This is a genomic window from Acidimicrobiia bacterium (assembly GCA_035651955.1).
In the GTDB taxonomy this organism is placed as follows: domain Bacteria; phylum Actinomycetota; class Acidimicrobiia; order IMCC26256; family JAMXLJ01; genus JAMXLJ01.
Window position 1 is genome coordinate 145,569 of record DASRES010000069.1, and the last position, 13,040, is coordinate 158,608.

Here is a 13,040-nt window from a genome sequence, read left to right on the forward strand (position 1 = left end):
TCAGCTGTTCGGTTCGAGCACGACCTTGATCGCCCCGGACGCGCGGTCCGCCGCGACACGGAACGCCTCGCGCGCGTCCTCGAGCGGGAAGCGGTGGGTGATGATCGTCGGCGCGATCGACGGCTCGCGCGCGAGCAGCGCGGCCGCGGCCTCGACGTCCCGGCCGCCGGCGTGGTCGCCGTACGTGTACGACCACACGAACCGCAGCTCCTTCATCAGGGCCGGGATGCCGGGGACGGGCACGAGCCCCCAGTGCGTGCACAGCTCGACGACGGTCGCGCCCGGCCGGCAGAGGCGCGCGACGGACGCGAGCGCGTTCTCGGTCCCGGCCGCGTCGACCACGACGTCGTACTCGCCCTCGGCCGGCGTCGCATCCAGCGCCTCGCCGGCCTGCCGCTGCCGTTCGTGCCGCGCGACGAGCCCGACCTCGCAGCCCGTCGCGCGCGCGGCCGCGGCAGCGAGGAGACCGATGCTGCCCGCGCCGACGACCGCGACGCGCGTGCCACCGTCGACGTCCGCGAGCCGGAGGCCGTGCACGGCCACCGCGAGCGGCTCGACGAGGCACGCGTCGCCCGTCGACACACCAGCCGGTAGCGCGACGACCCCACGAGGTGACACCTCGAGCCACTCGGCCATGCCACCGTCACGCGCCACGCCGAGCGCTCTGGAGCTTCCCGTCCGGCAGAGGTGCCCGCGTCCCGCGTGGCACTGGTCGCACGCACCGCACGGCGCGCTCGGATCGACCGCGACCGCGGTGCCGTCCGGCAACGTCCCCGCGTTCTCGTGCCCGAGCGTGACCGGCATCGGACCGAGCCGCGTGAGCGCGAGGTCCGAGCCGCAGATGCCCGCGGCATCGACGCGCACGCGCACGCCACCTCCGGACGGCTCGTCGACGTCGACGACCGTGATCCCGTGCTCGGTGTTGCGGACGGCCCGCATCCGCCGGAGCTTACGGCCGGAGCTTACGCGGGCGGCGCGTCGCGTCGGCGGGTCGCACTACGGTCGCCCGTCGTGCGCCACGGGATCACCATGTTCATGACCGACCTGTCGATGGGGCCCGTCGAGCTCGCGCGCGCGTGCGAGGAGCGGGGCTTCTCGTCGCTGTACATCCCCGAGCACACCCACATCCCGACGAGTCGGCGCACACCGCCGCCGACGGGCGACGCCGAGCTGCGCGAGGAGTACAAGCGGACGCTCGACCCGTTCGTCGCGCTCGCCGCCGCCGCGACGGTGACGACGCGTCTGGTCCTCGGCACGGGCATCGCCGTCATCGCGCAGCACGAGCCGATCGTGACGGCGAAGGCGGTCGCCACGCTCGACCGGCTCTCGGGCGGCCGCTTCGTGCTCGGCGTCGGGTTCGGCTGGAACCGTGAGGAGATGGAGGACCACGGCATCGACGTGTCGCGTCGCCGCGCCCGTGTCCGCGAGCACGTGCTCGCGATGCAGCGCCTGTGGCGTGACGACGTCGCGTCGTTCGACGGCGAGTTCGTGCGCTTCGAGCCGAGCTGGTCGTGGCCGAAGCCCGTCCAACGGCCCGGTCCACCGGTGCTCGTCGGTGGGGCGCCCGGTGCCAAGCTCTTCGCGCACGTCGCCGAGTACGGCGACGGCTGGATCCCCATCGGCGGTTCCGGCATCCGCGCCGCGCTTCCCGACCTCCACCGCGCCGCCGAGCGCGCGGGGCGCGATCCGGCGACGTTGCGCGTCGTGCCGTTCGGCGTGCTCCCGGATCCCGGGAAGCTCGAGTACTACGCGTCGCTGGGGATCGACGAGGTCGTCCTGCGCGTCCCGTCGGCCGGCGCGGACACGGTGCTGCGCGTGCTCGACGACCACGCCGCGCTCGTGACGCGCTGACGAGTCCCTCGGAGCGTCAGGCCCGCCGGCTCGGATCGTCGATCTGGAGAACCTGCAGCAGACGGCCCAGCGCGAGGAACGTCGCGATGCAGATCGTCAGGTCGAGGACCTCGTCGTCGGCGAAGGCGGATCGCAGCCGCGCGAAGAAGGCGTCGTCGATCGCGAGGTGGTCGAGCACGAACCGCTCGGCGTACTCGATCGCGAGCTTCTCCCGCTCGGTGTACGCGTCGTGATCGTGGTACTCGGCGACGTGGTCGTACAGGGCCTCGTCGACGCCTTGCTGCACCAACGATGCAGCACGGAAGTTGAGTCAGATCGGGCAGTCGTTGAGCTGCGCGACGCGCATCCGGGCCGCTTCGCGCTCACGCGCCGGGAGCCTGCTCTTCTTGTACGCAGCGTCGACGAGCTGGCCGATCGCGCTGCCCATCTCGGGCCGCAGCGACCACACCATCGCGGCGTCGCCACCATCACCGTGCGGGATGTCGATGCGCGCCATCCCGAGAGCGTACGGCGCCGCGCGCTCAGACGTGGTCGCGGACCAGGTCACGCAGCTGCTCGGCCGCGTCGAGCACGTCGCCGACGGGCGCGACCTCGGCCAGCAGCGTCTCGAGCCGACCCGCGGAGTCGACGATCCGCTGCCACGTCCCGGCATCGAAACCCCAGGGGGCAGCGTAGGAACGGACGGCCTCCGCCGCAGTGACGAGGTCGCGCGCGACGTTCTCGTTGTCGGGTCGGTGCGCGAGGCGGTCCGCGACGTCGTGCAGACGCGACAGCGCCTCCATCGCGGCCTCGTCGTCGCCGTCCCCGTCCTCGGCGTCGGCCGGTTCGAGCGCGAGGTCGTCGTCGGCGATCGAACCCGCCTCCTCCAGCGCGTCGTCGACCCGCGCTTCCTCCGCGGCAGGGACGACGAGCAGCGGGCCCGCCTCCCACCGGTACGCGATCCCCGCGTCGCGGAGCGCGTCGGTCAGCGCGGCGCGCCGGATCGGGTCCAGGTTCGCGAGGTCGTACTCGAGCTCCTCGGCGTGGAGTGGGATGTCGCGCGGCCACGGGAACGCGGTCGACTCCGTGTGGCACGCGCTGCAGCGCTCCCACGTGGTGAGGTCCGTCCCGCAGACCGGGCAGATTCCCGTCTTCACGGCGCGGCCTCGATGACGCGGATCGGCGACCCGGCGAGGAACGCAGCGATGTCCTCGACCGCGTCGCCGTAGAAGATCCTGTACGTGTCGTCGGTGACGTAGCCGAGGTGCGGGGTCAGGACGACGTTCACCATCGTGCGGAGCGGATGATCCGGCGGGAGCGGCTCCTCGTCGAACACGTCGAGCGCCGCGGTCGCGATCGTGCCGTCGCGCAGCGCGTCGATCAGTGCACGCTCGTCCACGATCGGGCCGCGCGACGTGTTCACGAGCAACGCGCTCGGTCGCATCATCGCGAGCTCGCGCGCGCCGACCAGACCACGGGTCCGGTCGCTCAGCACGAGATGGATCGAGAGCACGTCGGCGCGCGCGAACAGCTCGTCCTTGTCGACGCGCGTGACGCCACGGACCTGGGCGCAACGCTCGTCCGTGAGGTTCTGGCTCCAGGCGATGACATCCATCCCGAACGCGTCGCCGACGCGCGCGACGAGCGCGCCCAGACGGCCGAGTCCGAGCACCGCGAGCGTCCTGCCGCGCACGCTCGACCCGACGGTCCGTTGCCACGCGCCCGCCCGGATAGCAGCGTCCTCCGTCGGGATGTGGCGGAGGGCCGCGAGGATCAGGCCCCAGGTGAGCTCGGCCGTCGGCGCGATCGTGCCGCCCGTGCCGCACACCAGGACGCCGCGCGTGGCCGCCGCGCGGACGTCGATCGCCGCGTTGAACGGTCCCGTCGTGACGAGCAGCCGCAGACCGGGCAGGCGCTCGAGCAGGTCGCGACCGAACGCGGTCCGCTCGCGCATCGCGACGACGACGTCGAACGGTGCGAGCCGCGCGGCAAGGTCGTCGACGTCGGCGACGTGGTCGTGGAAGAACTCGACGTCCGTTCCCCGCGGGAGTGACGACCAGTCGGCCATGACGGCGGCCGCGCGTTGGTAGTCGTCGAGCACCGCGACCCGGGCCACGGACCGAACGTAGCCGCGAGCCGTCGGCACGTCCGGCGCCGCCTCGGGAGCGGCGAAAGCGCGGTGCTAACTTCCGCGGCTCCGGCACCCACAACGACGTACGAGCGAGCGAGGGCTTCAGCGTGGCCGAATTCCTGAAGGGCAAGTCGATCGCGGTCACGGGCGCGGGACGGGGCATCGGCCGCGCAGTTGCGCTGCTGTGCGCGGCGGAGGGCGCCAACGTCGTCGTCGCCGACTACGGCGTCGGCATGGCCGGCGAGGACCCGACCAGCGAGGTCGCCGACGCCGTCGTCAAGGAGATCACCGACGCCGGTGGCAGCGCGGTCGCGGTCGCCGACAGCGTCACGCGGATGGAGGGCGGCGAGCGGATCGTGCAGACCGCCGTCGACAACTGGGGCAGCATCGACGGCGTCGTCTGCGTCGCGGGCATCCTGCGCGAGCGGATGCTCTTCAACATGAGCGAGGACGAGTTCGACCCGGTCGTCGAGACGCACCTGAAGGGCACCTTCACGGTCTTCCGCGCCGCGGCCGCGCGCATGAAGCAGCAGCAGTCCGGCACGCTCATCGGGTTCACGTCCGGCGCGTACGCAGGCAGCGTGGCGCAGGCGAACTACAGCGCGGCGAAGGGCGGCATCGTGTCGCTCGTGCGCAGCGCGGCCGTCGGCATGTACCGCTACAACGTCACGGCCAACTGCATCGCGCCGATCGCGCGCACGCGCATGTCCGCGAACGTGCCGATGGAGCTCGCGGAGAACGGCGAGCCCGAGGACGTCGCGCCCATCGTCGCGTACCTCCTGTCCGACTCCGCTCGGCACATCACCGGCCAGGTGTACACGGCGGTCGGCGGGAAGATCGCGGTGTGGAACCAGCCCCGTGAGCTGCGCGCCATGTACAAGGACGGCCGCTGGACCCCCGAGGAGATCGCGGCACGCCTCGACTCGACGGTCGGTCAGGAGCGCATGGCGATGATCGACCGGCTCGAGGCGATGCGGCAGGCGGCGGCGTCGGGCGAGAAGCCCAACGCCTGACGTTCCGTCATGGCGGGCACGCTGGACGACGAGGCGTTCCGCGCCGAGATCCGCAACTGGTTGGAGGCCAACCTCGTCGGCGAGTTCGCCGAGCTGCGCGGCGCGGGCGGTCCCGGCGCCGAGCACGAGCGCTTCGAGGGCCGCCTCGCGTGGGAGCGCCATCTCGCCGCGAACGGGTGGAACTGCGTCGGCTTCCCGAAGGAGCACGGTGGTCGCGGGCTGAGCCTGGCGCAGCAGGTCATCTACCACGAGGAGTACGCGCGCTCGCGTGCCCCGGCGCGCGTCGGCATCGTCGGTGAGGGGCTGCTCGGTCCGACGCTCATCGCGTTCGGGACGGCCGAGCAGCAGCGTCGGTTCCTGCCCGGGATCGTGAACGCGACCGAGCTGTGGTGCCAGGGGTACTCCGAGCCGAACGCCGGTTCCGATCTCGCGAACGTGCAGACGCGGGCCGAGCGCGACGGCGACGAGTGGGTCGTGTCCGGGCAGAAGGTGTGGACCTCGCTCGCGCAGTGGGCCGACTGGTGCTTCGTCGTCTGCCGGACCGATCGCGAGCTGCCGCGTCATCGCGGCCTGTCGTACCTGCTCGTGCCGATGCGCCAGCCCGGGATCGAGATCCGGCCCATCGTCCAGATCACCGGGACGTCCGAGTTCAACGAGGTCTTCTTCGACGGCGCGCGTACCGCCGCGGAGAACGTCGTCGGCGAGGTGAACGGTGGCTGGCGCGTCGCGATGGGAACGCTCGCGTTCGAGCGCGGCGTGTCGACGCTGGGACAGCAGCTCAACTTCAAGAGCGAGCTCGACCGCATCATCGCGAGCGCGCGGGCGAACGGGCGCGCGCGCGATCCCGTCGTCCGGCAGGCGCTGGCACGCTCGTGGAGCGAGCTCGAGATCATGCGGCTGAACGCGCTCCGCACGCTCGCGCGCATGGAGGACAACGCGCTCAGCCGCGAGGGGATGATCACGAAGCTGTACTGGGCGAGCGTGCACCGCCGTCTCGGTGAGCTCGCGGTCGACGTCCTCGGTGCCGACGGGATGGTCGCGGGCGCGGCGGGCGTGACCGGCGAGCGCTACCCGATCAGCGACGCGCAACGGCTGTTCCTGTGGACGCGCGCCGACACGATCTACGGCGGGTCGAACCAGATCCAGCGCAACCAGATCGGCGAGCGCGCGCTCGGCCTACCGCCCGAACCGAAGGTGGTGAAGACGTGACAGTCCCGAGTGTCCCGCCGTACCCCGAAGGTCACCACCTCCTCGACGGGAAGGTCGTGCTGATCACCGCGGCGGCCGGGACCGGCATCGGCTTCGCGACCGCGAAGCGCTGCGTCGAGGAGGGCGCGACGGTCGTCGTCAGCGACAAGCACGAGCGGCGGCTCGAGGAGGCGGCCGAGCAGCTCGGGCACATCATGGGCATCCGCCCGCTCGCGCTGCCGTGCGACGTGACCGACGAGAGCTCCGTCCAGGCGATGTTCGCGGCGACAGTCGCCGCGCACGGGCGCATCGATGTCCTCGTCAACAACGCGGGGCTCGGAGGCACCGAGAACATCGTCGACATGACCGACGAGCAGTGGAGCGCGGTGCTCGACGTGACGCTCAACGGCACGTTCCGTTGCACGCGCGCCGCGCTGCGCCTCATGCAGTCGGCGCGCTCGGGCGTCATCGTGAACAACGCGTCGGTGCTCGGCTGGCGGGCGCAGGTCGGCCAGGCGCACTACGCGGCGGCCAAGGCCGGCGTCATGGCGCTCACGAGGACCGCGGCCGTGGAGTCGGCACCGTACGGCGTGCGCGTCAACGCGGTGTCGCCGAGCCTGGCGATGCACCCGTTCCTGTCGAAGGTCATCAGCGAGGAGACACTCGGCGAGCTCGAGCGCCAAGAGATGTTCGGGCGCTCGGCCGAGCCGTGGGAGGTCGGCAACGTGATCGTCTTCCTCGCCAGCGAGTACTCGTCGTACATGACGGGCGAGATCGTCTCCGTCAGCAGCCAGCACCCGTGACCGCGCACCCGATCGTTCTGTGAAGCGTCAGCCACACAATGTGTGTCTGACGGTTCACGGAATGCTGGGTCGTCACGCGTTGCTGGCGTCCATGTAGGCGGGCTTCTCGCCGCCGCCGTGGACGACGAGGTTCTCGCCGGTGACGTAGCGGGCGAGCGGCGACGCGAGGAACAGGCACACGTCGGCGATGTCGTCGGGGTCCGCCATCCGGCCGACCGGGATCGTCCGGCCGACCGCGGCGATGCCCTCCTCGTCGCCGTAGAAGAGGTGGGCCTGCTCGGTGCGGATGAGCCCCGCGGTCAGGCAGTTGACGCGCACCTTCGGGGCCCACTCGACCGCGAGCGTTTGCGTCAGGTTGACGAGCCCGGCCTTCGCAGCGCCGTACGCGGCGCTGTTCGGCGACGGGCGGATGCCGCTCACGCTGCCGATGTTGACGATGCATCCGCCGCTCTCCTGCGCCTGCATCACCGCGTTGACGCGCTGCGCGAAGACGAGCGGCGCGATGAGGTTCAGCGTGATGATCGACGTCGTGAACTTCGGCGACGCGGTCGACGAGTCGGCGGGCGGCGCACCGCCCGCGTTGTTGACGAGCACGTCGATGCGACCGTGCTGCTCCATCGTGAAGGCGACCACGCCGTCGACCTGATCGGGGTCGCGCACGTCTGCCGCGACGAACGACGCGGGACGGCCGCCGCCCACCGGTAGCTGCTCGGGCTCGTGCCTGCAGCACACGACGACGTGCGCGCCCGCCTCCAGGAACCGGCGTGAGATCCCCGCACCGACGCCCCGACACCCGCCGGTGACGATCACGACCTTCCCGGTGAAGTCGAGCGGATCGGGACGCGCGGTCGGCATGGCGCGTCGTTCTAGCACCGGCCCGGCGGATCTGACGGTGCGTCGGATAGCCTCACGACGATGATCCGCTCGGAGGTGCGCGACCACGTCGGCGAGGTCGTGATCGCCAACCCACCGGTCAACGCGCTGCCGGTCGCGGGATGGTTCGAGCTCGCCGACACCATCCGCACGCTCGGTCACGACCCGTCGGTCCACGCGCTGATCGTCGCCGCGGACCCGTCCATCAAGGGCTTCCAGGCCGGCGTCGACATCAAGGAGCTGGCCGCCGACCCGACGCACGAGTCGCTCATCGGTGTGAACCGCGGCTGCTGGGAGACGTTCGCCGCCGTGTACGACTGCGAGGTCCCGGTGATCGCGGCGGTGCACGGCTTCTGCCTCGGCGGCGGCATCGGCATCGCGGGCAACGCGGACATCGTCGTCGCGTCCGACGACGCGACGTTCGGGCTGCCCGAGGTGGACCGGGGCGCGCTCGGCGCGGCGACGCATCTCAGCCGGCTCGTCCCCCAGCACAAGATGCGCGCGCTGTTCTTCACCGGGTCGATGGTCACCGCGCAGGAGCTCCTCGCGTTCGGCACGGTCGAGCGGGTCGTGCCGCGCGAACAGCTGATGGACGCGGCGAGGGAGGTCGCCGGCGTGATCGCGAAGAAGAGCCCGCTCGTCATCCGGCGCGCCAAGGAGTCGCTCAACGCGATCGACCCCGTCGACGTCAAGCGCAGCTACCGCTTCGAGCAGGGCTTCACGTTCGAGCTCAACCTGTGGGGAGACTCCGACGAGCTGCGCCAGGCGTTCGTCGACAAGCGCGACGCCGACGTCGGACGGGACCGGACGTGAGCCCGAAGCCGCAGGTTCCCGAGGTCGAGGGCTGGTTCGGGGAGGACGCGCTGGGCCCGCACCTGATCGGGACGCGCTGCCGCGCGTGCGGCTCGTACTTCTTTCCGAAGGAGACGTTCGCATGCCGCAACCCGCGCTGCGGGAGCAGCGACCTCGACGACGTGCCACTCAGCCGGCGCGGGAAGGTGTGGTCGTTCACGACGAACGAGTACGCGCCGCCGCCGCCGTATCCCGCCCGTGAGCCGTTCGAGCCGTACACGGTCGTCGCGGTCGAGCTGCCCGAGGAGCGGATGATCGTCCTCGGCCACCTCGCGCGTGGTGCGCGGCCGAGCGAGCTGCACGTGGGCGACCAGGTCGAGGTCGTCGTCGAGCCGTTCTACGACACCGACGACGCGACGCACACGGTCTGGAAGTGGAGGCCGGTGACGTGAGTGCGAGCAGCGAGCGTGAGGTCGTCGTCCTCGGTGCGGGCATGCACCCGTGGGGCAAGTGGGGACGTCGCTTCGTCGAGTACGGCGTCGTCGCGGCGCGTGCCGCGCTCGCCGACGCGCAGGTCGCCCTCGACGACGTGCAGTTCCTCGCCGGCGCCGACACGATGCGCAACGGCTACCCGGGCTACGTCGCGGGTTCGACCTTTGCGCAGGCGCTCGGCTGGACCGGTGTTCCTGTCTCGAGCGCGTACGGAGCGTGCGCGTCGGGCGCGATGGCATTGCAGGCGGCGCGTGCGCAGATCCTGGCCGGGTTCTGCGACGTCGCGCTCGTCGTGGGTGCCGACACCGCACCCCAGGGCTTCTTCGGTCCCGCGCCGGGCGAGCGCTGGCAGGACCCCGATTGGCTCCGGTTCCGCGTCCTCGGCGCGACGAACCCGACGTACTTCGGGTTGTACGCGCGCCGCCGCATGGACGTGCACGGCGCGACGCTCGACGACTTCGCGCGTGTGAAGATCAAGAACAGCCGCCACGGGCTCCACAACCCGAACGCGAGGTACCGCAAGGAGTTCACCGCCGAGGACATCGCGAAGTCGCCCGTCGTCGCCGATCCCTTGCGCCTCGTCGACATCTGCGCGACCAGCGACGGCGCCGCGGCGGTCGTGCTCGCGAGCACCGAGTACGCCCGGGCGCGCGGTCTCGACGCGCCCGTTCGCGTCTCCGGGATCTCGACGATCACGCCGCGGTACCCGAACACGTATCTCGACATGCCCGACATCGGCACGGACTCCGCGGCGGCGGTCGCGCCGCCCGAGCGGTCGTACCGCGACTCGATCGCGGTGAGCGCGTACGAGCAGGCGGGCGTCGGCCCCGAGGACCTGAGCTTCGCCGAGGTGTACGACCTGTCGACCGCTCTCGAGCTCGACTGGTACGAGAACATCGGGCTCTGCGAGACGGGCGAGGCCGAGAAGCTGCTCCGCAGCGGCGACACCGAGCTCGGTGGCCGCATTCCCGTCAACCCGAGCGGCGGGCTCGCATGCTTCGGCGAGGCGATCCCCGCGCAGGCGATCGCGCAGCTGTGCGAGCTGACGTGGCAGCTGCGCGGGACGGCGGGCGAGCGTCAGGTGGACGGCGCCCGCGTCGGCCTCGCGATCAACCAAGGCCTCTTCGGCCACGGCAGCTGCATCATCGCGACGCGTTGAGCATGACCGACAAGCGGATGACCGAGGCCGACGTCGTCGGCGAGCTGCGCGACGGGATGACGATCGGCATCGGCGGTTGGGGGTCGCGCCGCAAGCCCATGTCGATCGTGCGCGAGATCCTGCGCTCGGACCTACGCGACCTGACGATCGTCTCGTACGGCGGTCCCGACGTCGGGATGCTGTGCACGACGGGCCAGGCGCGCAAGGTCGTCTACGGGTTCGTGTCGCTCGACTCGATCCCGCTGGAGCCGCACTTCCGTCGTGCCCGTGAGGAAGGGACCATCGCCGCTATGGAGCTCGACGAGGGCATGTTGCAGTGGGGGCTGCGCGCCGCTGCGATGCGCGTGTCGTTCCTCCCCTGCCGCGCCGGCATCGGGTCCGCGATCATGGAGGTCAACCCCGAGCTGAGGACCGTCGAGTCGCCCTACGAGGACGGCGACGTGTACGTGGCGATGCCGGCTCTGTCGCTCGACGTCGCGATCATCCACGCCAACCGTGCCGACGCGCGAGGGAACGGTCAGTACCTCGGGCCCGACTGGTACTTCGACGATCTGTTCTGCATGGCGGCGAAGCGCCGGTTCATGAGCTGCGAGCGCGTCGTCGACACCGACGACTTCCTGAAGGAGGGGTCGGAGCAGACGTTGAAGATCAACCGCATGATGACCGACGGCGTGATCGAGGCGCCGTACGGCGCGCACTTCACGCACTGCATCCCGGACTACGAGCGCGACGAAGCCGTGCAGCGCGAGTACGCCGCCACCGCGAAGGATCCCGACGCGTGGGCCGCCTTCCGGGCGAAGTACGTCGACATCCCCGAAGCCGACTACCGCCGTGTGATCGGAGTCGCGGAGTGAGCGGCGGGTCGACTGCGCCGACGATCGCCGAGGTGTGCGTGGTCGCGTGTGCCGACGTCTGGCGGGGTGACGGCGAGATCCTCGCGAGCCCGATCGGCACCGTGCCGATGATCGCGGTACGGCTCGCTGCGTCGACGTTCGAGCCCGACCTGGTCTACACGGACGGCGACGCGCTGCTCCTCGCGGAGCCCCTGCCCGTCGGCCCCACCGCCGCCGACGCGCCGAAGCACGTCGAGGGGTGGATGCCGTTCCGCAACGTGTTCGACGTCGTCTGGTCCGGGAAGCGGCACGTGATGATGGGCGCGACGCAGGTCGACCGCTACGGCAACCAGAACATCGCGTGCATCGGCCCGTGGCAGAAGCCGAAGGCGCAGCTCCTCGGTGTGCGTGGCGCGCCCGGGAACACGGTGAACCACCCGACGAGCTACTGGGTCCCGAACCACACGACGCGCGTGTTCGTCGAGAGCGTCGACTGCGTGTCGGGCGTCGGCTACGACCGGGCCGCCGCGGCGGGACCGACCGCGAGCGAGTTCCACGAGATCCGCCGCGTCGTGTCGAACAAGGGCGTGTTCGACTTCGAGACGCCCGATCACTCGATGCGGTTGCGGTCGGTGCACCCGGGCGTGCCCGTCGACGACCTCGTCCAGAGCACGGGGTTCGAGCTGGTGATCCCCGACGACGTCCCCGAGACGCGTCTCCCGACCGACGAGGAGCTCCACCTCATCCGCGACGTCCTCGACCCCGACAACCTCCGCGACACCGAGGTGAAGGCGTGACCCCGAGACGTTCATGCGTCGCTGAACGTCGCTCTACGACGACGAACGACGCACGAACGCTGGTGCCATGACGCACCCGACGCTGCGCACCCGCATCTGCGAGCTGTTCGGGATCGAGCACCCGATCGTGCAGACGGGCATGGGCTGGGTCGCGGGGCCGCGCCTGGCGGCGGCGACGTCGAACGCAGGCGGCCTCGGCATCCTCGCGTCGGGGACGATGGACTTCGCACAGCTGCGCGACGCCATCACCGAGACGAAGCAGCGCACCTCGAAGCCGTTCGGCGTCAACCTGCGGGCGGACGCGCCCGACGCGCGGGAGCGCATCGACCTCCTGATCCGCGAGCAGGTGAAGGTCGCGTCGTTCGCGCTCGCGCCGAAGCAGGACCTCATCGCGCGCCTCAAGGACGCCGGTGTCGTCGTCGTCCCGTCGATCGGCGCGAAGCGTCACGCCGAGAAGGTCGCGCAGTGGGGCGTCGACGCGGTCGTCGTCCAGGGTGGTGAGGGCGGCGGTCACACCGGTCCCGTTCCGACGACGTTGCTCCTGCCGCAGGTCGTCGACACGGTCGACATCCCCGTCATCGCGGCGGGCGGGTTCTTCGACGGGCGCGGTCTCGTCGCCGCACTCGCCTACGGCGCGAGCGGCATCGCGATGGGGACGCGCTTCCTGCTGACGCGCGACAGCACCGTCCCCGACGACGTGAAGCAGATCTACCTCGGCAAGGCGGTCACGGACACGGTGGTCACGACGCAGGTCGATGGTGTCCCGCACCGGGTCCTCCGCAGCGAGCTCGTCGAGCGACTCGAGCACACCGGACCGGTGACGAGCCTGCCCCGCGCGATCCGGAACGCGCTCGAGTTCAAGAAGCTGTCCGGCACGCCGTGGCGCGACATCGTGCAGGAAGGGCTCGCGATGAAGCGCGCCCAGGAGCTCTCCTGGAGCCAGGTCGTCATGGCGGCCAACACGCCGATGCTCCTGAAGGCCGCGATGGTCGACGGGCGGCCCGATCTCGGCGTGATGTCGAGCGGTCAGGTCGTCGGTGTCATCGACGACCTGCCGACGGTCGCGCAGCTCGTGCAGCGCATCGTCGACGAGGCCGAGTCGACGCTGAAGCGTCTCGGCGCGTCCTGA

General features: G+C 71.1%; 16 protein-coding genes. 10 read left to right on the top strand and 6 right to left on the bottom strand.

Going from position 1 to position 13,040, the window contains the following annotated elements; translation table 11 throughout:
- Positions 1-939, bottom strand: a complete 939-nt coding sequence (locus VFC33_15035) for an alcohol dehydrogenase catalytic domain-containing protein (GenBank protein HZR14552.1) — start codon at positions 937-939, stop codon at positions 1-3.
- 72 nt (positions 940-1,011) lie between these two features.
- Here VFC33_15035 and VFC33_15040 point away from each other — a divergent pair, with 72 nt between their 5' ends.
- Positions 1,012-1,851 carry an LLM class F420-dependent oxidoreductase gene (locus tag VFC33_15040; GenBank protein HZR14553.1) on the top strand — a complete coding sequence of 280 codons (840 nt, stop codon included), beginning with the start codon at positions 1,012-1,014 and terminating at the stop codon, positions 1,849-1,851.
- Positions 1,852-1,867: 16 nt separating this feature from the next.
- On the opposite strand, the gene VFC33_15045 is transcribed toward VFC33_15040, so the two are convergent.
- Genes VFC33_15045 through VFC33_15060 form a run of 4 tightly spaced genes read right to left on the bottom strand, consistent with a single transcriptional unit; the run spans position 1,868 to position 3,898 of the window.
- On the bottom strand, positions 1,868-2,140 hold the full coding sequence (locus VFC33_15045; GenBank protein HZR14554.1) for a hypothetical protein: 273 nt from the start codon (positions 2,138-2,140) through the stop codon (positions 1,868-1,870).
- A gap of 21 nt (positions 2,141-2,161) precedes the next feature.
- On the bottom strand, positions 2,162-2,347 hold the full coding sequence (locus VFC33_15050) for a hypothetical protein (GenBank protein HZR14555.1): 186 nt from the start codon (positions 2,345-2,347) through the stop codon (positions 2,162-2,164).
- A 25-nt stretch (positions 2,348-2,372) separates the two neighbouring features.
- On the bottom strand, positions 2,373-2,987 hold the full coding sequence (locus tag VFC33_15055) for a hypothetical protein (protein HZR14556.1): 615 nt from the start codon (positions 2,985-2,987) through the stop codon (positions 2,373-2,375).
- Entirely contained in the window at positions 2,984-3,898 is a 915-nt protein-coding gene (locus tag VFC33_15060) for a D-2-hydroxyacid dehydrogenase family protein (GenBank protein ID HZR14557.1), read from the bottom strand. The genes VFC33_15055 and VFC33_15060 overlap by 4 nt, the downstream gene beginning before the upstream one ends.
- A gap of 170 nt (positions 3,899-4,068) precedes the next feature.
- Between VFC33_15060 and VFC33_15065 the strand changes: the two genes are divergently transcribed.
- The 3 genes from VFC33_15065 to VFC33_15075 are packed head-to-tail and all read left to right on the top strand — an operon-like array spanning position 4,069 to position 6,965.
- Positions 4,069-4,974: an SDR family oxidoreductase gene (locus tag VFC33_15065; protein HZR14558.1), complete on the top strand. Its 906-nt coding sequence runs from the start codon at positions 4,069-4,071 to the stop codon at positions 4,972-4,974.
- A gap of 9 nt (positions 4,975-4,983) precedes the next feature.
- Positions 4,984-6,183, top strand: coding sequence for an acyl-CoA dehydrogenase family protein (locus VFC33_15070; GenBank protein ID HZR14559.1), 1,200 nt, complete (start codon positions 4,984-4,986; stop codon positions 6,181-6,183).
- The gene (locus VFC33_15075; protein HZR14560.1) at positions 6,180-6,965 is read left to right on the top strand and encodes an SDR family oxidoreductase; all 786 of its coding nucleotides are present in this window, start codon (positions 6,180-6,182) and stop codon (positions 6,963-6,965) included. Before VFC33_15070 ends, VFC33_15075 begins: the two co-directional genes overlap by 4 nt.
- A 72-nt stretch (positions 6,966-7,037) precedes the next feature.
- Here the strand turns inward: VFC33_15075 and VFC33_15080 are convergent, their stop codons facing one another.
- Entirely contained in the window at positions 7,038-7,820 is a 783-nt protein-coding gene (locus tag VFC33_15080) for an SDR family oxidoreductase (protein HZR14561.1), read from the bottom strand.
- A 60-nt stretch (positions 7,821-7,880) separates the two neighbouring features.
- On the opposite strand from VFC33_15080, the gene VFC33_15085 reads away from it, so the two are divergent.
- The 6 genes from VFC33_15085 (at position 7,881) to VFC33_15110 (ending at position 13,040) form a co-directional block, all read left to right on the top strand.
- Positions 7,881-8,651, top strand: a complete 771-nt coding sequence (locus VFC33_15085) for an enoyl-CoA hydratase family protein (protein HZR14562.1) — start codon at positions 7,881-7,883, stop codon at positions 8,649-8,651.
- The gene (locus VFC33_15090; protein ID HZR14563.1) at positions 8,648-9,082 is read left to right on the top strand and encodes an OB-fold domain-containing protein; all 435 of its coding nucleotides are present in this window, start codon (positions 8,648-8,650) and stop codon (positions 9,080-9,082) included. Before VFC33_15085 ends, VFC33_15090 begins: the two co-directional genes overlap by 4 nt.
- Entirely contained in the window at positions 9,079-10,281 is a 1,203-nt protein-coding gene (locus tag VFC33_15095) for a lipid-transfer protein (protein ID HZR14564.1), read from the top strand. The genes VFC33_15090 and VFC33_15095 overlap by 4 nt, the downstream gene beginning before the upstream one ends.
- Before the next feature lie 2 nt (positions 10,282-10,283).
- Complete coding sequence (locus tag VFC33_15100; GenBank protein HZR14565.1) at positions 10,284-11,135, top strand: CoA-transferase; 852 nt, start codon at positions 10,284-10,286, stop codon at positions 11,133-11,135.
- Positions 11,132-11,911: a CoA-transferase gene (locus VFC33_15105; protein HZR14566.1), complete on the top strand. Its 780-nt coding sequence runs from the start codon at positions 11,132-11,134 to the stop codon at positions 11,909-11,911. Before VFC33_15100 ends, VFC33_15105 begins: the two co-directional genes overlap by 4 nt.
- Positions 11,912-11,978: 67 nt before the next feature.
- Positions 11,979-13,040, top strand: a complete 1,062-nt coding sequence (locus tag VFC33_15110) for a nitronate monooxygenase (GenBank protein ID HZR14567.1) — start codon at positions 11,979-11,981, stop codon at positions 13,038-13,040.